The organism is Microbacterium sp. NFH-22A-Y (genome assembly GCF_021401375.1).
GTDB classification, from domain to species: domain Bacteria; phylum Actinomycetota; class Actinomycetes; order Actinomycetales; family Microbacteriaceae; genus Microbacterium; species Microbacterium hominis.
Window position 1 is genome coordinate 180,300 of the sequence record NZ_JACBGF010000002.1, and the last position, 20,823, is coordinate 201,122.

Below are 20,823 nucleotides of genomic sequence, written 5' to 3' on the forward strand. Positions count from 1 at the left end.
GGGCTACTTCCTCAGCTCGAACGTCGTCGCGCCGACCTTGATCGGTGCGCCCACGCGCACGGGCACCGGGGTGCTCACGCGTGCGCCGTCGTGCCAGGTGCCGTTGGTGGAGTCGAGGTCCTGGATCATCCACTGGTCGCCCCACAGCAGCAGGCGGGCGTGATGGCTGGACGTGTAGTCGTCGCGGATGACGAGCCCTGACTCGCTGGAGCGGCCGATCGTGAGGGCCTCGGAGCCGAGGGGGAGTTCGAGGCCGGCCTTCGGTCCGCTCGTGATGACGATGCGCGACACGGCGTCGCGGGTCGCCTTCTGCGGCCCGCTCGGTGTGGGCGCCGCCGCGGGGGCGGCGGGGGCGATGGGCGCCGTGGCGGCCTGCGCGGGAGCGGATGCCGCCGCCGGGGCGAGCCCCGCGGCCGCCGGCTCGGGGAGCTTTCGAACCTTCACGCCGAAGAGGTCGGCGCGCAGGGAGTAGACGACGGCGAACACGAAGAACCACAGCAGGATCAGAAATCCGATCTGCAGCAGCAGGAGGGTCAACTCGCTCACGCGGATCCTCCGAATCCAAAGGCGCGGGTCGCGTCGGCGGCAGAGGTGGTGGGGCGGGGAGGCGTCGCCTGTGCGACGACGCGGAAGACGATGTCGGTGCGTCCGATCGTGATCACCGAGTCGGGCGGCAGCGGGGCCTCCGCGATCTTGGTTCCGTTCAGCTGCGTGCCGTTGGTGGAGCCCATGTCGCGGACCATCGCGCGCTCGCCGTCCCAGAGGATCTCGACGTGGCGGCGGCTGGTGCCGGCATCCGGGATGGTGATGTCGGCGTCGCTGCCGCGCCCGATGACAGTGCGCCCCTTCGCGAGGGGGTGCTGCGCTCCGGCGATCTCCACGACGCCGCGCCACGCGACCTGGCCGGCGGCCGTCTGTGATGCCACGCGCAGCGTCCCCGTCGACAGCGTCGGATCCGCGGTGAGCGAGATGGTCACGGGTCCCGCGAACGTGAAGCCCTGCGCCTTCGCGTGCGCATCGACGAGCGTGTGCAGCTCGGAGTCGAGCGCGCTGCCCAGGGACAGCATGCGCTCGGCATCCGCCGGCGACATGCGCACCTCGAACGTGTTGGGGGCCAGGATGCGGTCGCGGCTGACGACGGCAGCCTTCGCATCGAGCTCGCTGCGCAGGGCGGCCGCGATCTCGACGGGCTGAATGCCACTACGGAAGGACTTCGCGAACGCGCTGTTCACTGCGCGCTCGAGTCCCTTCTCGAAGCTGTCCAGTAGTCCCACAGGGCTCCTCAGGATCGCCGACCGGTGCGTACATGCTAGTTGCACAGGCTGAGCGCACGCGGAACGTGCGATGTCGGGCGTCGCGTTTCGACTCGCTGCGCTCGCTCAACGACCGGGGGCCCCGCCCGCCCCGTGCGCCCCCCGTGCGTTGAGCGAGGCGCGCAGCGCCGCCCGTGCGTTGAGCGAGGCGCGCAGCGCCGAGTCGAAACGCCTCCCGTCTCGTGATATCCTCGGGAAGTTGAGTCCGTGAGATCCTCGGATGTCGCGGCTCGCGCGAGTGGCGGAATAGGCAGACGCGCTGGCTTCAGGTGCCAGTGCCCGAAAGGGCGTGGGGGTTCAACTCCCCCCTCGCGCACCACAGGAAGACGACGGAGATCAGCCCGGCTGTGCCGATGGTGATCTCGTCTCCTACGGTGCGATGCAAAAGGTCACCCTCCGGGGTGGCCTTTTCTGCTGTTCACGGTCTTCGAAGACTTCAGGGTGTGCGAAGGTCACTCACTCGGCTGAGTCGACATTCGGCCCTCGCTGGTCACCCCGTTCACGATTGGCCGGCGCGGCGCCGGGCGTCACGCCGTAGAGCGTCCGGATGGCCTGTTCCGCGCCGACCGCGTCGCGCGCGGCGATGCGGTCGCGCAGCCGCTGCCAGTTCTCGCGGCGCGGTGCCGGTCTGGCGACGACGCCCGACCACCCCCGGAGGTTGCGTTGCACCACGATCGAGGTCTCGCGGATGATCGTGAGGAAGACCCCGTTGCCGGTCGCCCGCGTGGCGAGGAGCCCCAAAGCGGATGCCGCGGCGAAGACCGCTGCCGGCTCGCCCGCGTCGATGCCCGCGAGGGCGGCGTCGACGGTGCCGACGATGTCGGCGAGGTCCTCGTCCGAGCACCGGGAGACGGCCAGGTTCACCGCGTTGCCCAGGAAGTACGCGGCGAACTCGCCGGTGTCGCGGCGGAGCGCATCGTCGGGAGCGGTGACCCGGGTGTAGCGGCCGACGGCGATCTCGACGAGCCCGAAGCGCTCCAGTCGCTGCAGCGCCTCACGCACGGGCGTCCGGGACACGCCGAGCTGCCGCGCGAGCTCGACGTCGCGGAGCCGATGGCCCGGAGGGAACGTGCCGTCGGCGATCGCCGCACCGATGCGGGCGTAGATCTCGTCGCTCAGGATCATCCCGCTGGTGAGTTCGATGGGAGAAAGGGTGTCACTCATCTGCATCGAATGGTACGTCGCGCGCAGACGCTGCGACAGGTCGGATCTCGCCGTAGGCGGCGCCGCCCAGGATCGCAGGGGGTGCCGACCAGAGAATGACGCCGTCGCGACGCTGGGGGGTCGTGATCCGCGGTTTCGCCGTGAGCGACGTCAGGATGCGTGGTGTCGGCCACGCTGGCAGGGAGCCGGCCGCTCATCTCGTCACCGCGGACTCCACGATCGACAGGCCGCGTCCGCGCAGACGCCCTCGCTCTGCGGACAGAACGGCGAGCACACGGTCGCGCGTCCCGCGTCCGTGTGCGATGACGAGTTCACGTGCCCGCTCGGGATCCCGTGCCGCGATCGCCGCGACGATCTCTCGGTGTTCGGCTCGCGCCTGCGCGCGCGACGCCGCGCTGCGCACCTCGAGCCACCGGGTTCGGCTGAGGCGCAGGAGCGCCCCGGACACCGCATCCACGAGGAACGGATTGCGCGACAGACGTGCGAGCGCGATGTGGAAGTCGCTGCCGTCACGCAGCACGGTGTCGGCATCGTCGTGTGTGCCGCTCTCGTCGAGGAGGGCGGCGAAGCTGTCGAGCTCCGCCTCATCAGCGCGCTCTACGGCGAGAGTCACAACGGCGACCTCGGCCGCCTCACGAAACTCCATCACCGCCCGGATCTCGCTGAGGTCGATCGGGGCCACGCGCCAGCTGCGCCCATCCCGCACGGTGAGCCCTTCGTTCTCGAGGCGCATCAGGGCGGCGCGGATGGGTGTGCGCGACGCAGCGAGGAGCGATTCGAGGCCGCGTTCGCTCAATCCTTCACCCGGCAACAGGTCGAGTGACAGGACGGCGGCGCGGAGGCGGTCGTAGGGGGCGGGCGGGGTCACGGCTACTCTCCTGGTGTACCAGACTGGTATACCAGCACTCTATCCGACAAAGGACGCCGCGATGCTGATCACGAGGACTTCCACGGCCGCGCCCGCGCGTGCTTGGCTAATGCTGACGCTGGGCGTGTTGGCTCAGGCGGCGGGCACCTTGTTGGTGTCGACGCCGGCTTACCTGATCCCGCTCCTGCACAGCGAACGCGGCCTTCCGCTGACGCAGGCAGGCCTGCTCGCATCGGTACCCACCTTCGGTATGGTGTGCACTCTGGTGGCGTGGGGCGTCCTCACCGATCGGTACGGGGAGCGCGAGATCATCGTCGCGGGGCTCGTGCTCACCGCGGCGGCCTCCTTCGCGGCGGCCGCCGTGAGCGACGACGGCTACCTGCTGCTCGGCGTCCTGCTCGCCTTCGGCGGCGCGGCGTCGGCCAGCGCGAACGCCGCGAGCGGTCGCGTCGTGATCGGATGGTTCCCTGCCCGGCGCCGAGGCCTCGCGATGGGGATCCGGCAGATGTCCCAGCCGCTCGGGGTGGCGGTGGCCGCGCTGATCGTGCCCCCGCTGGCGATGCGCGGGCTCGCGGCGCCGATGGTAGTCACGGGGGTGATCACGGGGGTGCTCGTCGTGCTGTGCGCATGGGGGATCCGCAATCCTCCGCGACCGGCGCGCGGATCCGGACCCGTGGATGCCGCGGTCAGCCCGTACCGCGCGAACGACTTCCTGGTCCGCATCCACGTGGCATCCGCGCTGCTGGTCGTGCCGCAGTTCGCGCTTTCGATCTTCGGCATGGTGTGGCTCGTGGCAGCGATGGGATGGGGCGCGGCCGAGGCGGGTGCCCTCGTCGCGGTCTCGCAGTTCGTCGGCGCTGGTGGCCGAATCCTGGTCGGTCATCTCAGCGACCGCGTCGGCACCCGTGTCGGCGTACTGCGATGGGTGGCGGGCGCGGGGGTGCTGGTCATGGTCGCCCTCGCCGTGGCCGGCGCCATGCGCTTCGACCCGCTGGTCGTTGTGCTGTACCTCGTCGCCTCGACGGTTTCGGTCGCCGACAACGGCCTCGCCTACACGTCGGTCGCCGAGGCGGCCGGGCCCTTCTGGTCGGGTCGTGCCCTCGGTATCCAGAACACGGGACAGTTCCTCGCCGCCTCCGCCGTCGGTCCGTTCGTCGGTGCACTGATCGCCGCCGTCGGCTATCCCGTCGCCTTCGGACTGATCGGAGTCACGCCGCTGATGGCGCTCATGGTCACCCCGCGGCGGGACGGTGCGTCCGGGTCGATGTAGCGCAGGGCCCTGAAGGGAACAGTTCTTCTCCTTTGCGATAACCAAAGAAAATTGGTACAGTGATCGCGGGACGAGCCGAGCGGCGCAAGGGGGACTTCGCGTCGGGTCGCTCGTCTCCCGGCGGCGGGCGCCATCTCTCGATGGTGTCGCAGTGCCGTACTCCGTGCGACACCACAGTCGCGCGCTCACCCCACGCAAAGGACACCCATGGACACCAAGACACGCGTTCCCGGCCGTAAGCGCCTCCTCATCGCGGGAGGAGCGCTGCTCGGCGCTGCCAGCCTCGTCACGGCCGCCGCCTTCACCGACTTCGCCAACCTGAACCTCGGCAACGGCACCGACGACAGCGGTATCGGTGGGAACAACCGTTTCAACATCCAGGTCGTCGGCACGGACGCCGACGGCAACCCCGTGGCAGGCACGTGGCAGGAGGCCGACACCGAAGCGGGCGTCAACATCAACGTCCCGGGGTCGCAGCTGATCACTCCCGGCGACACCATCAGTGTCGCCATTCCGTTCCGCAACGAGAGCCCGGCGCTGAGCGCAGACATCTCCTTCTCCCTGCAGGATCGCCCGGGCTACACGTCCGACCCCGCGATGGTCGCGGCCCTGCGCTACACAATCACGCTCGACGGCACGGACATCGTCACCGACGCCACGCAGGCGACTGTGGATGATCTCGATCTCGGCACCTACCTGACGGGCGAGCAGGGCACCCTCGAGGTCGCGATCACGCTCCCGGATCAGGGATCGGCCGCGGACAACAACGCCCTGCAGGGGCAGGTCTCCTACGTGCAGGCCCACTTCGACGCGATCTCGGTCCAGCCGTAGCCGACTCCCGCGGGGCGGGGACGTTCACCCGACCGCGAGCGTGCACCCCAAGGCCGCTCGCGGGAAGGCCGAGTCCCCAGCCCGGCCGACGCTCGGTCTCCCCACGTGCCGATGCGTCCGCCCCGTCCCGCGGGCCCTCTCCAGGTACGCAGCTCTCTGACGCTCCGGCAGCGTACGAGTGCGCGTGCACATCCGCGAGCAGCCCAGAAGGAGAGCCCATGCCCGTCCTCAGACGCGGGGCCCGTCGGCTCATCATTGCCGCCGGTGCCGTCCTCGCCATCGGCGCACTCACCACCGCCGCAGCGTTCGTCGATCTCGCCGATGTGCGCGTCGCGCTGGACGGCACGCGCACGACGTTCGACATCCGCACCGCCGGCAGCGACGCAACCGGGTGGGAGCCGAGTCCCTCGGATTGGCAGCAGGGCAACCCTGATGCGTACGAGGTCGCGCTGCACAGCGGGGCCACGCTCGCGCCCGGCGGCGTGCTCGTGCTGAGGGTTGCCGTTCAGAACAACAGTCCCGCGCTGGCCGGGACGCTCTCGTTGGACATCGTCGATCCTCAGCCCCGCGGGCAGGAGATCGACCCGACGACCGGGCGCTATGTCGAGCTGTTCGATCAGCTCGTCTTCACGGTGAAGCAGGGATCGACCGTCCTTTTCGACCACGTCCCTGCGACCGCATTGACGACGTACGTGTGGTCCGCCGCACTCGCCTCGGGCGACGACATGGTGTTGGACGTGCAGATCGATCTGCCGCCGAGTGTCGACAACCGATGGCAGGGCGCCAGCACAGCCGTACAGTTCCACTTCGAAGCGGAGAACTCATGACCGGCACTCCTCGCCGCTCCGGGACGCGACGCCTGCTCCTCGCCGCCGGCGCTGTCCTCCTCGCCTGCGGCGGGGTCACCGCTGCCGCGTACACCGACGCCGCTCTCGTCTTCTTGGGCACCGGCAGCGAAGGATCGGGGATCGGAAACCCCCACCGCTTCGATATCGCGGTGCGCGACGCACAGAACGAACTACAGGACGCGGTGACTCGAGCCGACGCGGTCGTGCTTCCCGTCACCTCGGGCACCGTGTTCACGGAGGGAACACCGGTGCGCTTCGACGTCACGATCGCGAACCGCACCCCCGGCGTCACGGGCGATCTCATGCTCTCGCTCTACGACCCGGATCCACAGTCCTCCGATCTGTTCGGATCGCTGCGGTTCAGCCTGTACCTGGACGGCTCGGCGACACCGGCGATCACTGACGCCACCGCTGACACCGTGAATGCGGCCGGCCTCGGCTTCACTGCGGTCGAGCCGGGCATCGAACACCACGTGCGGGTCGACGCCGTCATCGCGACCGGCGCGGGTCTCAGCGTGGCGGGCACGTCGACGGCGATCGGACTGCAGACGAACGGGACGAGCCGATGACGCGCATCTCCCGCCTCCGTACATGGAGGACCGCTGTCCTACTGGCGGCTCTCACCGTATGGACGGCCGCCGCTCCGGCTGCCGCCCAGGACGATCTCATAGATGCGGCACCCACGACGATCGGGATCGACACTCCTGCGCCCGGCCATGCCATGGACTGGACGATGACCGTGACCAACGTCACCTCCGTCGCTGTGCCTCTCTCGCTGCGGGTCAGCGGCGAGCGCGTACCGCTTTTCGTCGGTGCGACACCACTGGAGGTCACCGTTCGCGACGCGACAGGTGGCATCGTGGTCGGCCCGTTGGCGGCGGGGGATCTCATCGGCCAGCTGATCGTCCTGCCCTCGTTGCCCGCAGGCGCGACGTATGCGCTCTCCGGTACCGCCAGCCTCCCGCGCTCGGCGGACAACTCCTACCAGGGGCTCAGCGGCGAGCTCGTGTTCGAGTTCGTTGCGGTCGATCCACGGACGCCCCTCGCGCAGACCGGTGGGACGGCACCGATCGTGTTCCTGCTTCTGGGTGGCGCTCTTCTCACCCTTGGTGTCTTGCTACTCACTCGACGAAAGGCCCGCACTGATGCGTAAGACGAACCGTCGCCTGCTCGCCCTGGCCGCCGGACTCGCCGCTGTCGGCCTCCTCGCCGGCGTCGCGGGGACGAGTGCCGCCTACCAGGACGTCGCTCACGCGCGCACGGACTCGATCGCCGCTGAGGCGTCGGCGCCCTTCCGGCCGGGGCTCGCGAGGAACGCGCGCATGGTCGACACCGGCATCGCGCTCGGCAACGACGGCCGCGTGTACGTCTGGGGATGGTTCGGAGGCTCGTCGGAGATCTCGGGTTCGACCTCACCTCTCCTCGGCGACCGCGCGCCTCAGGCCGTCCCGCTTCCCGACGGCATCAAGCAGATCTCCGGCATGATCTACGACGCCAACGCGCTGGCGGCGGACGGGACCGTATACGGCTGGGGAGCCTACAACAGCCGCAATGGGACGAGCGCATCCTCATCGGCCAATCAACCCCGACAGATCCGCATCGGCACCGCATGGAACGGCACGGGGCCGCTCCTGACCGGAGCTCTGACGATCGCGTCCACAGAGATGGCCGGCGCGGCGATCACGAACACGGGGGAGGTGTACAAGTGGGGATCCAGTGCATACGGCGGCTCGACCGTCTCGGGTGCGCAGAAGCTCACCGGACTGCCCGACCCCACCGTCGCCGGCAATCGACCCGTCTACATCAAGGGCGCGTACACGAACTTCTTCGTGATCTTGGAGAACGGCGACGTCTACGCGTGGGGCGGCACCTCCAGTACCCCGACCGGCTACTCCAGCGGGACCACGGCGGTGAAGCTCACATCACTGTCGCCCTGGTTCGCCTCCACCGTCGCGACCGGGCAGCCGCACATCGTCGCCGTCGACGGGGGCATCTCCATGGGAGGAGCGCTCCTGTCTGATGGAACCTTCCTCAGCTGGGGCGGGTCTGCGACGCGCATCGGCAACCGATCCGGCACCCCCGGTACGCCCGCGCTCGTCACCACTCTGAGCGGCATCACCTCGATGCAGTTCGGCCTGACGGGGGTCGTCATGGCCAAGAACGACGGCTCGTTGTGGGGTTACGGGGCCAGCGATGACTATGGTCAGCTGCCCCAGGCCCCGACGAAGGTCGACGACGACGTGCGCCAGTTCGCCGCCGGGCAGGGCTACTACATCTGGCAGCGTGGCGACGGCACGTTCTGGGGTCGCGGATACAACCCACAGGGCGCGATCGGTCTGCCCAGCGTCGGCACCACCACCAACCGCAAGGTCTCCTGGGACCTTTCGATGATCGCGCAGTAAGGGAGAACGCGACATGCGTATTCGTGCTCGAGACCGCGCGCCCCGACGTACAACCAGGCGTTTCGCGCTCGCCGTCGCTGCCGGCGCGATCGCTGTGGTCGGCGCGGTGGTCGTCACCGCAGCGGCGACCTCAGCGGCCTATACGGACCAGGCGAACATGAATCTCGCGGGAGACGCCGGGGTCGGCTATCAGGGGCATTTCGACATCGGGATCGTTCTGCCCGACGGCACGGTCGAGCAGGCCGATGCGCCGGCCGGCTACGCCTGGCCCGTGACAGACGCAGAGACCCTCGTTCCCGGCCGCACCGTCGTCACACAGATCCCGGTCTTCAACAACACCACAGACCTGGACGCGGACACGGTCGTCACCCTGGTGGCCCGCGATGGGACGGGCGCGGTGTCGCCATCCGTGCCGAACATCACGCCGTATCTCCGGTTCACGGCATCGAGGGCGGACGGGAGCGTGCTCTTCTCGGATGCTGCACTGGCAGACGCTCACGCCAGTCTGGGAACCCTGTCGGCACGAGGCGAGCAGCCGCTCGTTGCAGGCGACGCCTACACTCCGGGTGCCACTGCGAGCTCCGACATCATCACTCTCACGATCCGCTACCTCGACGTGGCAGGGGTCGAAAGCCTCAACGGCGGGCAGTCGGCGCTGGCTGTCCAGTTCGACGCCGCTTCGCGCAAGCCATGACAGCGCCGATGACGACGAGGCGATCCCGACGCGGGAGGTCGTTGTCGGGCCACTCGTCCCGGCTCTGGTTCGCGTGGAGCCTGCTGCGCTCGGTGATCCTCACCTCCGCGGCGGTGCTCGGGATCGTGTGCGTGCTCGTCTTCGGGGTGTCGTTCGCGTTCGGAGTGCGGCCGCTCATCGTGCTCTCCGGCAGCATGGAGCCGACTCTCCCGGTCGGGTCAGTCGTCTTCTCACGGACGGTTCCGGCAGCCGAGCTCGCCGTCGGCGACATCGCAACGCTCGAGCGCCCTCGTGGGCTCGGACTCATCACTCATCGTGTGACGTCCGTCCATGACGTAGACGGCACCACGGTCGATGTCACGCTTCGCGGCGACGCGAACGCCACTGACGATCCTGAGCCGTACGCCGTTGACACTGCCGGCCTCTATGTCTTCCACGTTCCGTACATGGGAACGGTCGCGATGGTGCTCAAAACCGGGTACGGCATCGGCTTCGCCGTTGCATCCGCCCTGGTGCTGATCGTCGTCTTCCTTCTCGATCCGCACCGTCTGCGGCATCCACAGGCAGCGCCGCTGGGGGGCGGCGCGTCACCGGCGAACGCCGGTGGGGCCACTACGGCCCGAACCGGGGAGGAGGGGAGGTAGTACTCTCCTCCTCCCCGGCTCGTCTTCGCACCGGTTCAGCAGCAGTGTTGTGACCCACGCGGTGGAGGTTACGTCGCCCTGACCCACGCCGGTGCTCAGACGTCGTCCCGCTCCAGGCCGCGGCGCACCGCCCACAGCGCGAGCTGCGTGCGGTCGGCGACGCCGGTCTTGCGCATGGCGGATTGCAACTGCGACCGCACCGTGTGCGCCGAGACCTTCAGATGCGCCGCGATGTCCTCGTTGCTCGTCACCCCGCTCGCGAGGATCGAGACCACACGGCGCTCGGCGGGCGACAGCGACGAGGGGAGCGCGTCGCCCGACGCGGGACGCCCGCGGCGCACGAACTCCTTGAGGACGGGGGCCATCATCCGGGGCGAGACCACGGCCTCCCCACGCGCCGCCGCGCGGATCGCGTCGACGAGGTAGTGCGAGTCGTGCGTCTTGAGCAGGTAGCCCGCCGCGCCGGCATCCAGCGCGTCGCGCACGTATCCGTCGACGGCGAAGCTCGTCATCACCACGACGGCCGCCGGGTGCTCGGCATCCGGTGCGGTGAGCTGACGGGTCGCCTCGATGCCGTCGACGCCGGGCATCTGCAGGTCCATCAGGACCACGTCCGGCCGCTCGGTGCGCGCGGCGGTGAGCGCGTCGGCCCCGTTGGCCGCTTCCCCGACGACGAGGATGTCGGGGACGCTGTCGAGCTGCAGCCGCATGCCCAGTCGCACCGCTCGATTGTCGTCGGCGATGAGCACGCGGATGCGGGCGGGGGCCGCGGTCATCGTCGATCCCTCACGAGCGCCTCCTCGTTCAGCGGCACCCGCAGGTGCACACGCCACCCGCCTCCGGCGACGGGGCCCGCCGTGAGGGTGCCGCGCAGCAGGAGCGTCCTCTCGTGCATCGACGCCAACCCCCACCCGAGGCCGACGTCGGAGGCCGGCTTGACCCGTCCGCCGTCCGCGTCGTTCTCGATGACCATGTCGAGGAAGGCGTCGACGCGGATCCGGACCCGCACGGGCGCACCCGCGGCGTGCTTCGCGACGTTCGTCAGCGCCTCCTGGAGCGCGCGGTACGCGGTGCTGGAGACGACGACCGGAAGGTCGTCGAGGGAACCGACGACGTCCACCTCGACCGACATCCCGATCCGGTCCCAGTACTCGGCGAGCTCCCACGCGCGCCGCAGGTCGGCGGTCTTCGACGGCGGCTCGGCGCCGGTCGCGCGCAGATCGGAGAGCGCACCGGTGACGCTCGCGGCCGCGAACCTGCCTTCGTTCTTCACCGACGCCACCAGCTCCATCGCCCGCTGGGGCTGGGTGTCGACGAGGGTCGCCGCCGCCTCGGCGAGCGTGATGAGGCCGGCGAGGTGCTGGCCGGCGACGTCGTGCAGCTCCTGCGCGATGCGTGCCCGCTCCGCGCGCTGCGCCTCTTCGATACGCCGATCGTGCTCCTGCTTCGCCAGGGCGGCCTCCTCGCTCGCGCGCTCCACGCGTCGCGCCTGCGTCCCCCACCACAGGCCCAGCGCCGCGACGGCGATCGCCGGCATCGTGAATCCCGCCGACTCGCGCAGCACGTACGCCTGCGCCTCGCCGACGCTGCGTCCCCAACTGAGCAGCGCGAGGAAGAGGGCGATCACGACCGCGGCGATCACCCCCGATGTCCACAGCACGGTGGCGAGGGCGCTGAGTCGGGTGGCCAGGAGGAAGAGGGCGGCCGAGATCACGAGGTACATGGCCGACAGCCACGACGGGATCTGCAGCCCGACGGCGATCAGCAGGTAGGTGGCCACCGTGATCAGCACCGCCTGGTGCGGCATCCGCTCGGCCCATACGAGGGCCACCGACTGCACGGCGCATCCGGCGACGATGACCGTCATGACCGCCCACTCCGGAAGCGGGAGCTCCCAGGACATGTAGCCCTCCATCAGGAGCGAGACCGGGTTGGAGAGCACCTGGATGAGCGTCGTGACGAACACCGTGACCGAGAAGAGCACCGCAGTGCGACGGGAGCCGAGGATGTCGTATCGCCGGGGCGTCAGCAGCGCCGACGCCCCGGCGGGATCGTGACTCGTCATGTCACGACAGTACGGGAGCGCTCTGTGCTCAGCAGACGCTGGAGAAGCTGCTGTTGCACGCACTGCTGACGTGACTGACGCCGACGGCACCATGACCGTCACCGTGTTCGCCCTCCAGTGCCTGCAGGGAGAGAAGGAACCCCATCCCTCTCACCTCCCTTCCCTCGTCGGGGATCACGCCGTGCGCGTGATCCGAACGGCCCGAGGAATCCGAGGGCCCCCGGGAGTGTCCCCACACCTTCTCCCGCCGCGGTGTGACTCGTGAGCGCGACGAGGACGCCCGCGGCTCCGGACGCGAGATCGCACGAGGCCCGCATCAGACCGTCACCCGCGAAGCGCACCTCGCTCGCGCCGGCTCCGCGCACGGTGTGCAGGTCGAGGGCGGCCACGTGCCGCTCGCGCGCCCGGCGGGCGTCGACCGACCCGAAACCGAGCCGCTCCGCCTCCGCGAGCACGTGGATGAGCCCCGCGCGACCGTGGAGCAGTCCGGCCTGCACGCTGAACGGACCCGTCGCGGCGGCGAGGATGCCGTCGAGGGCGCGATGGTGCCGGTCCGTTCCCGGAGTCACGTCGAGGAACTGCGCGAGGACCAGCCCGATGCCCGCGGACCCGTAGCCGAGATAGGGGATGAGCCGCCAGCCCTCATTCACGTGCAGCCCGCCGTCCGGCGCCGCGGTGAGGGTGGCGAGGTCGACGTCGAGAGCGCGCGCGGCGAGGTCGAGGTGGGCGCGGTCTCCGTAGGTCTCGTACAGCCGGAGACCGAGGAGCGCCGTCCCGGTCGCGCCCGCGAACAGTCCGCCGCGGCTCGTCGCGACGCGGTCTCGACGCGGGGCGGCGTCGAGACGGTCGCGCAGCAGCCGTCCCATCGCGCTCGCCGCGACGCCCCATCGCGGGTGCTCGTCGGCATCGGCGAGCAAGGTCAGGGCGACGCCCGGGATGCCGGAGTACAGCGTCGCGTCGAGCTCGCGCCAGTCACGGCGGACGATCTCGTCGAGGAGGTGGTCGGCGACGTCCGGCATGCCGACGGCGCGGCATCCCCACACTGCACCGGCCAGGCCGTTCATGAGTCCGATGGGCTCACGCGACAGATCGCCCGAGAGGGCGTCGCGGACCCAGTCGCGCTGCGCCTCGCTGAGCGCGACCCCGGCAGCGGCCAGCGCGGCCCCCACCCCGAGGGCGCCGAAGCCGAGCGCATACGGTGGCTCCTCGAACTGACGGGGATCGCCGGGCCACAGCCGGTCGTCGCGGTCGGGGACGCCGTCGCGGGAGAGGGTGTGCGCGATCTCGTCCATCGTCGCCCGCGGCGCATCCGGTCGTGCGCGCCGCCGGCCGCGTCCACGCGTCGCGCGCTCGAGCACGCGGGCCCGGTCGGCCACCCACCGATCGTCGAGGTCGAAGTGCTCGCTCGCCGTGCGCAGCAGCTGGTGCGCCTTGTCGGCGTCCAACGGCAGCAGCGCGGTGAGGGGCAGGAACATGAACAGCTCGACGCACGCGAGCGCGTACTCGTCCCGCGCCCGCGGCGACGGCGAACCGGGCGCGACGAAACCCGGTGCGCCCACCGGCGCACCGGCGCGTGCCGACACCGGAAGCGACATCTCGAAGTCGAGCAGAGACACGGCCCCGTCGTCGGTGACGAGCACGTTGCGCGGATGCAGGTCGCCGTGGGTCAGCCCGGAGGCGTGGAGTCGGCGCACCTGCCGCCGGAGCTCCGCGCCCACGCCGAGCGCCCACTCGCGATACGACGCGATGTCCGCGGGGGTGCTCGTGCGATCCGTCAGCGGGTTGCGCAACACCACGGCATCCATCAACGACGACCCGGCGACGTGCTCGAGCGCGAGGAAACGATGGCCGTGCGCGCGGAGCACCCCTACGGAACGCGGCGCCGAGACCGAGTCCGGGATGCGCGCGAGCGTGCGCTCCTCGTCGACGAGGCGGTCCACCGCGTCGCGGCCGTCGGGGGTCCACCCGCTGTGGGGCCGGGCCTCCTTCAGGACGACCGGCCGATCGTCGATCATCGCGGCGTAGACGCCGCCCGCGTTGGAGTGGTGCAGGGCGGCCGTGATCCGCGGGAACCCGGGCGGCGGCGTCATGTCGCCGAGGGCGTCGATCTCCTCCTGCAGGAACGCCGGCGGGCGCACCCAGTCGGGACAGCGGAAGGACGGCGCCCGCACGTCGGGCACGAGCTCGCCGGTGCGCAGATCGCGCAGCGCGGGCACCGAGCGGCCCTCGTGGACGACGGTCTGGGTGAGGAACGCGCCGTAGCGGACGAACAGCGGACCCTGCCGCCAGCGCACGTCGGAGAGGATGTAGGGCCCCGGGCATCCGCCGATGAGCGCATCGAGACCTTCGAGCGCCACGCGGAGGCGGTGATCGTCGGGCGGATAGACGGTGATGAACTTTCCCGCCGCGCCGCGATCCGCGTCCTTGGCGAGGCTGAAGCCGAGGTGCAGGCGGCTGCCCACGTGCTTGAAGGCGAGGAGATGATGGTGGCAGAAGGCCGCGACCGCATCGAGGGTCGCCGCGGCGGTGGCGGGCACGACGCTGACGTGGATCTTCCAGCCCTGGTCGGGAAGGCCCGCCGTGCGCGGCAGCCAGTGGGTCCAGTGATCGTCGTCGACGCGGGTCCACAGGGTCCAGTCCCGGGAGTCCGGCACCTCGAACCGTGCCGACGAGTCGGTGTCGCGTCGGCCCGGCTTGTCGTAGAACAACGCGTCCGCGCGGGCGAAGGCAGCATGTGCGGCGTCCACGGCGTCTCCTCGGGCGAAGTCCTGTATCGGCGAGCACATTGTGCGCGCCGTGGGTGGCGCTCTCCGCCCACGTCGACAGCCGGCGGCGGTGCCTCTGAGGGCCTCACGGTGCCTCGGATCCGCGTGATCATGCGGATCCGAGGCCGCGCGCCTCGGCATCCCGCCGCCGAGACCCGTGGGCGTCTTTCATTCAAATGGATGATGCGACAGGCCGTCTGACGACGCCTCGCGGATGCCGGCGAGTCGGTCGGCCCGGATCAGGCGACGCCGTGCAGCTCCCGCAGGCTCTGCTCCGCCCCGGCGCCGTCGCGGGCGTGCATCTGTGCGCGCAGCCGCACGAAGAGGTCCACGCGTCGGACCGTGTCGGCGAGGAAGGGCTCCCACCCCCGCAGGTTCCGTTCGATGGCGAGCGCGGCTTCGCGCACGACGCCGATGAACACCGAGTTGTGCGTGGCGCGGGTCACCAGCTCGAACATCTCGGTGCACTTCGCGAAGAGGAGGGCGATGTCCTCCGCGCGGGCGCTGTCGACGACGGCATCCGCTGTCGCGACGATCACGGCCAGTTCCTCCTCCGTTGCGGCGCTGAGCGCGAGACGGACGGCGTTGCCCATGAGGTAGGCCGTGAAGACCCCGGTCTCACGGCGCACGCGGTCGTCCGGGACGGAGACGCGGGTGTAGCGGCCGACGGCGACCTCCACGAGGCCGAATCGCTCGAGCCGCTGCAGCGCCTCCCGCACCGGGGTGCGGGAGATGCCCAACTGCGTCGCGATGTCGACGTCGCGCAGGCGCTCGCCGGGCGCGAGGGTGCCGTCGAGGATCGCCGCGCCGATGCGGGCGTAGACCTCATCGCTGAGGCTGACGCCGCTGGTCAGATCGCTGTGATCGATGGGCGAGAGTTTCGGGGACATCGCTGGGAAGAGTGTACGTCCGCCTGCGCCCGGAAACACCCCGAGGACCCCTGCGCCGGGGCGGCGGCGTTGCCACTTTCGGCGGAGTTCTTGCAACGTTTGTGTCACCTTGTCTCATCTGGTACTGCGCGCGAGGATGCCGACCGTTAGCGTGGACCCCGTCGGCGCAGTCGCGTCGTCGTCGCACGTCAGTAAGGCAGTTCATGAGCACCAGCGGTACCGTCAAGTGGTTCAACTCGGAGAAGGGCTTCGGGTTCATCGCTCCCGATGAGGGCGGCGCTGACGTCTTCGCCCACTACTCCGCCATCCAGTCGGGCGGCTACCGCTCGCTCGAGGAGAACCAGCGCGTCGAGTTCGAGATCGCCCAGGGCCCCAAGGGCCTGCAGGCGGAGAACATCCGCCCCCTGTGAGTTGAACGGCCCGCTTCCGAGCGGGCCGTTTTCACGTCGGCGTGAGCCGTCGCCCACCGTCACGGTGCGGCGGCGGCTCCTTCGGCGCGTGAGCGCGCCCCCGTGGTGACGGTTCCGCGTCGGGTCATCGATCGCCCACGCGGTCGACGTCAATCCGCGGGAGCGGATGCCGCGTCGTCGATGAGGAGGAGCGCGCGCAACTGCGCGGCGTCGTCGACGGCCGCCGCAGCGCCGTCCGCCTCGTGCGGCCAGCTGAATCCCCATCGCACGAAGATCACCGGCACTCCCTGTGCCGCACCGCCGTCGACATCGTGGTGTCGGTCGCCGATCAGGACGGGCCGGCTCGTGTCGGCTCCCGCGGCGCGCAGGCGCCGCAGTGCCTCGGCGACGATGTCCGTCTTCGACGCGAGGGTCTTCTCATCGGGCGTCGATCCGGCCATCGCCTGCAGGTGCGGGGCCAGGTCGAAGTGCTCCATGAGGGCGACCACCTGCACCTCCGGCTTCGAGCTCGCCGTGGCCTGAGCGACGCCCGCGTCGTCCAGCTCGGCGATGATGTCGGCGACCCCGGGGTAGAGCCGCGCTCCGGTCGTGTAGCCGTCCGCCTTCCCGAGGGTGCGGTAGAAGGCGACCGCCTCGGTGGCCTCGGCGGGCGACATCCCCACGTTCGTCTGGAACGATTCGAACATCGGCGGACCGATCCAGTGGACGAGCTCCTCGCGCGTCGGCGCGGGCTTGCCGAAGTGCTCCAGCGCGGTGGTCAGACGACGCAGGATCCCATCGGAGGCGTCGACGAGAGTCCCGTCGACGTCCCACAGCACACAGGTCCACGGAGATCTCAACGCCATGCCCTCAGCCTAACGAGCGGGAGCGCCGACGCAGACCGCGGTCCCGCGGGTGCGGATGCCGGCGTCAGAACAGCCGCGGCGCGCCTGACTCGATGCCCTTCATGCCCTCGTAGTCGAGGGTGACGCAACGGATGCCGCGGTCGCCGGCGAGCGTCTTGGCCTGCGGCTTGATCTCCTGCGCCGCGAACACGCCCGCCACCGGTGCGAGGTGCGGGTCGCGGTTCAACAGGTCGAGGTAGCGGGTGAGCTGCTCCACGCCGTCGATGTCGCCGCGACGCTTCACCTCGACGGCGATCGTGCCGCCCGCGGGGTTGCGCAGCAGCAGGTCGACGGGTCCGATCGCCGTCGGGAACTCGCGTCGCACGAGGGTGAGCCCGTCGCCGATGACCTCGACCTGCTCGGCCAGCAGTCGCTGCAGGTCGGCCTCGACGCCGTCCTTCTGCAGTCCGGGGTCGACGCCCAGCTCGTGCGAGGAGTCGTGCAGCACCTCGTAGATGCGCACCAGCAGGGCGTCGCCGGTCTTCGCATGCGTCACCCGCCAGTGCTCCTGCACGCCGGCGGCGATCGACTCGGCATCCGGCACCTCGACGGTGAGCGTGCAGGGCGGGCTCATCCAGTTGAGGGGGGCGTGTTGGATGTCTCGATGGAACGCGACCGTCCCGTCGGCCTTGATCATGATGAGACGCGTGGCGAGCGGAAGATGGGTGTTCAGCCGTCCGGAGTAGTCGACGGAGCAGCGGGCGATGATGAGACGCACCCGTCCAGTCTCGCAGTCTCCGGGCGCGCGATCATCGCCGGGGTAGCACCGGGGCATCGCTGGGTGACCGTCAGAACGGTGGGGGAGACTCCCGCGGGGGCGATCGGGATCGGGTGGGGAAGGACTCGTGACGAATCCCACAGAGGGAACGGGCGTGTCTTCGCGGTAGGCAGCGTCGCGACCAGATCGGACATGCCGTCCGCGCGAGGGATCACCCGGACACGGCGGCACGCCGCAGCCTCGCGATTCCGCTCGGTGAAGGATCGCTCCGTGGTCCGCTCCGCCAGGATCTCCACCGCGGCGCGCACCCGGTTCGGCGTGTCGCCCTCGCACAACCGGATCGCATCCGCCTCGAACGCGGCTCGCCGCTCGACGGGGACGAGCCCACCGGCGTCGACGATCACGCGGACATGACCGCGCGTGATCCTCCCCGACTCCCACGCCTGGAGTGTCGCCGGTGTCGGTCTCGTCGACGAGACCCGCCAGCGCGGCCACGAACCGGCCACTGCTGCGGGCCTCCATGACGCCCCCCGGCGCGACGTCCGTCATACCTCGATCGTCTCGCGACCCTCCGACATCCGTTCACGCATCCACGGCTTCGGGAGGCGGCATCCGCCCTCGGACGCGCGAGTCAGTGGTGGCCGACGCCGACCTTCGAGCCGGCGATGGGCTTGGCCGCTCCGGAGGCGAAGCCGCTCATCGCGATGAGCGCCACGATGATCCAGAGGGTGTTCAGGATGCCGATCTGGTGGCTGACCCAGCCCAGGACGGGCGGCCCGCACAGGAAGGCGACGTAGCCGATCGTCGCCGCGGCCGACACCGACGCGGCGGCCTTGCGGGGGTCGTCCGCCGCCGCCGACATGCCGAGGGGGAAGCCGAGCGAGGCGCCGGCGCCCCACAGTGCGACGCCCACGAAGGCGAGCGGGAGGTTGGGCGCGAGGATGAACACGATCAGGCCGAGGCCCGCCGCGATCGAGAGGGCGCGGAGGGTCCACACGCGTCCGATGCGGTCGACGAGCGGGCCGCCGGCGGCGCGGAAGACCGTCATCGACACGGAGAACACGGTGAGGAAGATCGCGCCGATCGCCTCCGACTCGCCGTGGCCGTCGACCACGGCGATGGTCAGCCAGTCGTTGGCGCTGCCTTCGGCGAAGGCCATGCCGAGGATGATGGCGCCGATGGCGTAGGTGCGCGGGTCGCGCCACACCTCCAGGGCCGCGTGCAACCGCGCGCCCCGCGACGGGGCCACGGCCTCGGAGTCGACGACAGCCAGCGCCTGCGCGGGGATCGCGCGCAACGCGTTGGCGGTCACGATCAGCCAGACCACGGCGACCGTGCCGAGGTGCCAGGAGGCCCCGACGCCCCACGCCGCCATCGCGACGCCGACGCCGGCCCCGGCGACCGTGCCGAGGCTGAAGAACGCGTGGAACAGCGGCATCAGTGTCCGCTCGAAGGCCTGCTCGACGGCGGCCGCTTCGACGTTCATCATGACGTCGGTCGCGCCGAAGCACAGCCCGAGGATGGCGAGGCCCGCGACGGCGACCGCGTAGGAGGAGAGCGCATCGACGCCGAGGGCGGCGAGGAAGAGGCCGACGGCGACGCCGACGATCGTCACCGACAGCCCTCGCTTGGCGCCCCACCGCACCACGATGACGTTCGCGGACATCACTCCCAGGAGCGAGCCCGCGCCCATCGCGAAGAGCAGGATGCCGACCTCGAAGTCGTCGATGCCCAGGTTCTGCTTGACGGCCGGCAGGCGCGACGCCCACGACGCGAACGTCACTCCGCTCAGGAGGAACAGGGTGAAGATCGCGGTGCGCCATCGGACGAGTCCGCGACGATCGAGCGTGGTTCTGGTGATCACACTTCACCTTAGCGAATCGATTCGACCCCTGCCGAAACGATTCGACGAATCGTTTCGGATCGCCTCTGACGCGAGTTACCATCGGGGAGTGACGAACCGCCGCGCCACCATCGCCGACGTCGCTCGGGTCGCGGGCGTGTCGCCGTCGACGGCGTCCGTCGTCTTCAGCGGCAAGACACCGGTCTCCGACACCACTCGGCTGCGCGTCATGGACGCGGCCGCCTCGCTCGGCTACACGGGTCCCGATCCGCGCGCGGCGTCGCTGCGACTGGGGCGCAGCGGCATCGTCGCCGTCGTGGTCGGCTCGTCGCTCAACTTCATGTTCGTCGACCCCGTGCAGCGTCTGCTCATGGACGGTCTGGCGGAGGCGGTCGCTCCGCTCGGCGCCGGCCTGCTGCTGCTGCGCCGAGACGCGGAGCTCGACATCGAGAACGCCCCCACCCTCACGACGGCATCGATCGACGCGGCCGTCCTGATCGGATGCGACGGGTCGCTGCGGGAGTCGTTGCCGATCGTGCTGGCGCGCGGCATCCCCGTGGTCGTGGTGGAGGGCGACGCGGGCGAGGGCATCCCGCGCATCGCCCTCGACAACCGCGAGGCGGAGCGCCGGGCGGCCGAGCACATCCGCGACCTCGGCCACACGCGTGTGGCGATCGTCACCCTCTGGCAGGATGCCGCGGGCACCGTCGGCTGGATCGCGCCCGACGCCGACATCACCGTCGACGTCACCCGCGATCGCCTGCAGGGCGCACGCGACGTCTTCCCCGACGCGCCCGCGCTCGCGACGGGGGGCAGCTCCATCGACGACGGGTTCGCGGCGGGACGGGTGCTCTTCGCCGACCCGCGGACGCGTCCCACGGCCGTGATCGCGCAGAGCGACCTGCTCGCCGCGGGCGTCATCCGCGCGGCCGAGGACGCGGGGCTGCGCGTTCCCGAAGACGTCAGCGTCACCGGTTTCGACGGGGTGCCCGTGGACGGCCTTGCCCCCTACGAGCTGACGACTCTCGTGCAGCCCGCGACCGACAAGGGCCGCGCCGCAGGCGCCGCGATCGCCGCGATGCTCGACGGGCGGGAGCCCGCATCCGTCGATCTGATCTCCACCTTCCGCCTCGGCAACACCACCGCGCGGGTCGGCTAGGCCCGCACGCCGGGTAGACTGGGAATCCGACCCCCGCGACCTGTCAGGAGGCCAG

General features: G+C 70.5%; 21 protein-coding genes, 1 tRNA gene and 1 pseudogene. 11 read left to right on the forward strand and 12 right to left on the reverse strand.

Features of this window, described 5'->3' with window-relative positions:
* Window positions 1-3 precede the first annotated feature (3 nt).
* Window positions 4-546 carry an FHA domain-containing protein gene (locus L0965_RS06870; protein ID WP_101307093.1) on the reverse strand — a complete coding sequence of 181 codons (543 nt, stop codon included), beginning with the start codon at window positions 544-546 and terminating at the stop codon, window positions 4-6.
* The gene (locus L0965_RS06875; RefSeq protein ID WP_060959616.1) at window positions 543-1,274 is read right to left on the reverse strand and encodes a DUF3662 and FHA domain-containing protein; all 732 of its coding nucleotides are present in this window, start codon (window positions 1,272-1,274) and stop codon (window positions 543-545) included. Before L0965_RS06875 ends, L0965_RS06870 begins: the two co-directional genes overlap by 4 nt.
* A gap of 271 nt (window positions 1,275-1,545) precedes the next feature.
* Between L0965_RS06875 and L0965_RS06880 the strand changes: the two genes are divergently transcribed.
* Window positions 1,546-1,632 (forward strand) — tRNA-Leu (locus L0965_RS06880).
* Window positions 1,633-1,769: 137 nt separating this feature from the next.
* Here the strand turns inward: L0965_RS06880 and L0965_RS06885 are convergent.
* Window positions 1,770-2,477: a GntR family transcriptional regulator gene (locus L0965_RS06885; protein ID WP_101307091.1), complete on the reverse strand. Its 708-nt coding sequence runs from the start codon at window positions 2,475-2,477 to the stop codon at window positions 1,770-1,772.
* A 193-nt stretch (window positions 2,478-2,670) separates the two neighbouring features.
* Window positions 2,671-3,345, reverse strand: coding sequence for a GntR family transcriptional regulator (locus L0965_RS06890; protein ID WP_101307090.1), 675 nt, complete (start codon window positions 3,343-3,345; stop codon window positions 2,671-2,673).
* A 61-nt stretch (window positions 3,346-3,406) separates the two neighbouring features.
* On the opposite strand from L0965_RS06890, the gene L0965_RS06895 reads away from it, so the two are divergent.
* From L0965_RS06895 to L0965_RS06930, 8 genes are all read left to right on the forward strand, one after another.
* Window positions 3,407-4,615 (forward strand): MFS transporter, encoded by a 1,209-nt coding sequence (locus tag L0965_RS06895; protein WP_101307089.1) that lies wholly within the window; start codon window positions 3,407-3,409, stop codon window positions 4,613-4,615.
* Window positions 4,616-4,822: 207 nt separating this feature from the next.
* Window positions 4,823-5,446 carry a hypothetical protein gene (locus L0965_RS06900; RefSeq protein WP_101307088.1) on the forward strand — a complete coding sequence of 208 codons (624 nt, stop codon included), beginning with the start codon at window positions 4,823-4,825 and terminating at the stop codon, window positions 5,444-5,446.
* A gap of 218 nt (window positions 5,447-5,664) precedes the next feature.
* A complete protein-coding gene (locus L0965_RS06905; RefSeq protein WP_101307087.1) occupies window positions 5,665-6,273 on the forward strand; it encodes a hypothetical protein in 609 nt (202 codons plus the stop codon).
* The gene (locus L0965_RS06910) at window positions 6,270-6,863 is read left to right on the forward strand and encodes a hypothetical protein (protein ID WP_101307086.1); all 594 of its coding nucleotides are present in this window, start codon (window positions 6,270-6,272) and stop codon (window positions 6,861-6,863) included. The genes L0965_RS06905 and L0965_RS06910 overlap by 4 nt, the downstream gene beginning before the upstream one ends.
* 170 nt (window positions 6,864-7,033) lie before the next feature.
* A complete protein-coding gene (locus tag L0965_RS06915; protein WP_157831659.1) occupies window positions 7,034-7,447 on the forward strand; it encodes an LPXTG cell wall anchor domain-containing protein in 414 nt (137 codons plus the stop codon).
* Window positions 7,440-8,696 (forward strand): hypothetical protein, encoded by a 1,257-nt coding sequence (locus tag L0965_RS06920; protein ID WP_101307084.1) that lies wholly within the window; start codon window positions 7,440-7,442, stop codon window positions 8,694-8,696. Before L0965_RS06915 ends, L0965_RS06920 begins: the two co-directional genes overlap by 8 nt.
* A 13-nt stretch (window positions 8,697-8,709) precedes the next feature.
* On the forward strand, window positions 8,710-9,390 hold the full coding sequence (locus L0965_RS06925) for a hypothetical protein (RefSeq protein WP_157831658.1): 681 nt from the start codon (window positions 8,710-8,712) through the stop codon (window positions 9,388-9,390).
* A 92-nt stretch (window positions 9,391-9,482) separates the two neighbouring features.
* A complete protein-coding gene (locus L0965_RS06930) occupies window positions 9,483-10,034 on the forward strand; it encodes a signal peptidase I (RefSeq protein ID WP_234057963.1) in 552 nt (183 codons plus the stop codon).
* Window positions 10,035-10,129: 95 nt separating this feature from the next.
* On the opposite strand, the gene L0965_RS06935 is transcribed toward L0965_RS06930, so the two are convergent.
* From L0965_RS06935 to L0965_RS06950, 4 genes are all read right to left on the reverse strand, one after another.
* On the reverse strand, window positions 10,130-10,810 hold the full coding sequence (locus L0965_RS06935; protein ID WP_101307081.1) for a response regulator transcription factor: 681 nt from the start codon (window positions 10,808-10,810) through the stop codon (window positions 10,130-10,132).
* A complete protein-coding gene (locus L0965_RS06940; RefSeq protein ID WP_060959623.1) occupies window positions 10,807-12,099 on the reverse strand; it encodes a sensor histidine kinase in 1,293 nt (430 codons plus the stop codon). The genes L0965_RS06935 and L0965_RS06940 overlap by 4 nt, the downstream gene beginning before the upstream one ends.
* 98 nt (window positions 12,100-12,197) lie before the next feature.
* Complete coding sequence (gene lanKC, locus L0965_RS06945) at window positions 12,198-14,846, reverse strand: class III lanthionine synthetase LanKC (RefSeq protein WP_101307079.1); 2,649 nt, start codon at window positions 14,844-14,846, stop codon at window positions 12,198-12,200.
* 257 nt (window positions 14,847-15,103) lie between these two features.
* Entirely contained in the window at window positions 15,104-15,754 is a 651-nt protein-coding gene (locus L0965_RS06950; protein WP_101307078.1) for a GntR family transcriptional regulator, read from the reverse strand.
* A gap of 203 nt (window positions 15,755-15,957) precedes the next feature.
* Between L0965_RS06950 and L0965_RS06955 the strand changes: the two genes are divergently transcribed.
* A complete protein-coding gene (locus L0965_RS06955) occupies window positions 15,958-16,164 on the forward strand; it encodes a cold-shock protein (protein ID WP_028496198.1) in 207 nt (68 codons plus the stop codon).
* 149 nt (window positions 16,165-16,313) lie between these two features.
* On the opposite strand, the gene L0965_RS06960 is transcribed toward L0965_RS06955, so the two are convergent.
* The 4 genes and pseudogenes from L0965_RS06960 to L0965_RS06975 all read right to left on the reverse strand — a co-directional run bounded on the left by L0965_RS06960 (window position 16,314) and on the right by L0965_RS06975 (window position 19,630).
* Window positions 16,314-17,009, reverse strand: a complete 696-nt coding sequence (locus L0965_RS06960) for an HAD hydrolase-like protein (RefSeq protein ID WP_234057964.1) — start codon at window positions 17,007-17,009, stop codon at window positions 16,314-16,316.
* 64 nt (window positions 17,010-17,073) lie between these two features.
* Window positions 17,074-17,766: an endonuclease NucS gene (gene nucS, locus L0965_RS06965; protein ID WP_101307077.1), complete on the reverse strand. Its 693-nt coding sequence runs from the start codon at window positions 17,764-17,766 to the stop codon at window positions 17,074-17,076.
* 164 nt (window positions 17,767-17,930) lie between these two features.
* Window positions 17,931-18,224 (reverse strand): annotated as a pseudogene (locus tag L0965_RS06970) (DUF222 domain-containing protein); the annotation flags it as partial.
* A 173-nt stretch (window positions 18,225-18,397) separates the two neighbouring features.
* A complete protein-coding gene (locus L0965_RS06975) occupies window positions 18,398-19,630 on the reverse strand; it encodes an MFS transporter (RefSeq protein WP_061782376.1) in 1,233 nt (410 codons plus the stop codon).
* A gap of 88 nt (window positions 19,631-19,718) precedes the next feature.
* On the opposite strand from L0965_RS06975, the gene L0965_RS06980 reads away from it, so the two are divergent.
* On the forward strand, window positions 19,719-20,768 hold the full coding sequence (locus L0965_RS06980) for a LacI family DNA-binding transcriptional regulator (protein ID WP_060959629.1): 1,050 nt from the start codon (window positions 19,719-19,721) through the stop codon (window positions 20,766-20,768).
* The last annotated feature ends 55 nt before the right edge of the window (window positions 20,769-20,823 follow it).

Bases quoted from the DNA above. Each gene is read 5' to 3' on its own strand.
- L0965_RS06925 (WP_157831658.1), top strand. From the start codon at position 8,710: ATGCGTATTCGTGCTCGAGACCGCGCGCCCCGACGTACAACCAGGCGT.
- L0965_RS06950 (WP_101307078.1), bottom strand. From the start codon at position 15,754: ATGTCCCCGAAACTCTCGCCCATCGATCACAGCGATCTGACCAGCGGC.
- L0965_RS06935 (WP_101307081.1), bottom strand. From the start codon at position 10,810: ATGACCGCGGCCCCCGCCCGCATCCGCGTGCTCATCGCCGACGACAAT.
- L0965_RS06960 (WP_234057964.1), bottom strand. From the start codon at position 17,009: ATGGCGTTGAGATCTCCGTGGACCTGTGTGCTGTGGGACGTCGACGGG.
- L0965_RS06920 (WP_101307084.1), top strand. From the start codon at position 7,440: ATGCGTAAGACGAACCGTCGCCTGCTCGCCCTGGCCGCCGGACTCGCC.
- L0965_RS06885 (WP_101307091.1), bottom strand. From the start codon at position 2,477: ATGAGTGACACCCTTTCTCCCATCGAACTCACCAGCGGGATGATCCTG.
- L0965_RS06900 (WP_101307088.1), top strand. From the start codon at position 4,823: ATGGACACCAAGACACGCGTTCCCGGCCGTAAGCGCCTCCTCATCGCG.
- L0965_RS06895 (WP_101307089.1), top strand. From the start codon at position 3,407: ATGCTGATCACGAGGACTTCCACGGCCGCGCCCGCGCGTGCTTGGCTA.
- L0965_RS06940 (WP_060959623.1), bottom strand. From the start codon at position 12,099: ATGACGAGTCACGATCCCGCCGGGGCGTCGGCGCTGCTGACGCCCCGG.
- L0965_RS06910 (WP_101307086.1), top strand. From the start codon at position 6,270: ATGACCGGCACTCCTCGCCGCTCCGGGACGCGACGCCTGCTCCTCGCC.
- L0965_RS06905 (WP_101307087.1), top strand. From the start codon at position 5,665: ATGCCCGTCCTCAGACGCGGGGCCCGTCGGCTCATCATTGCCGCCGGT.
- L0965_RS06955 (WP_028496198.1), top strand. From the start codon at position 15,958: ATGAGCACCAGCGGTACCGTCAAGTGGTTCAACTCGGAGAAGGGCTTC.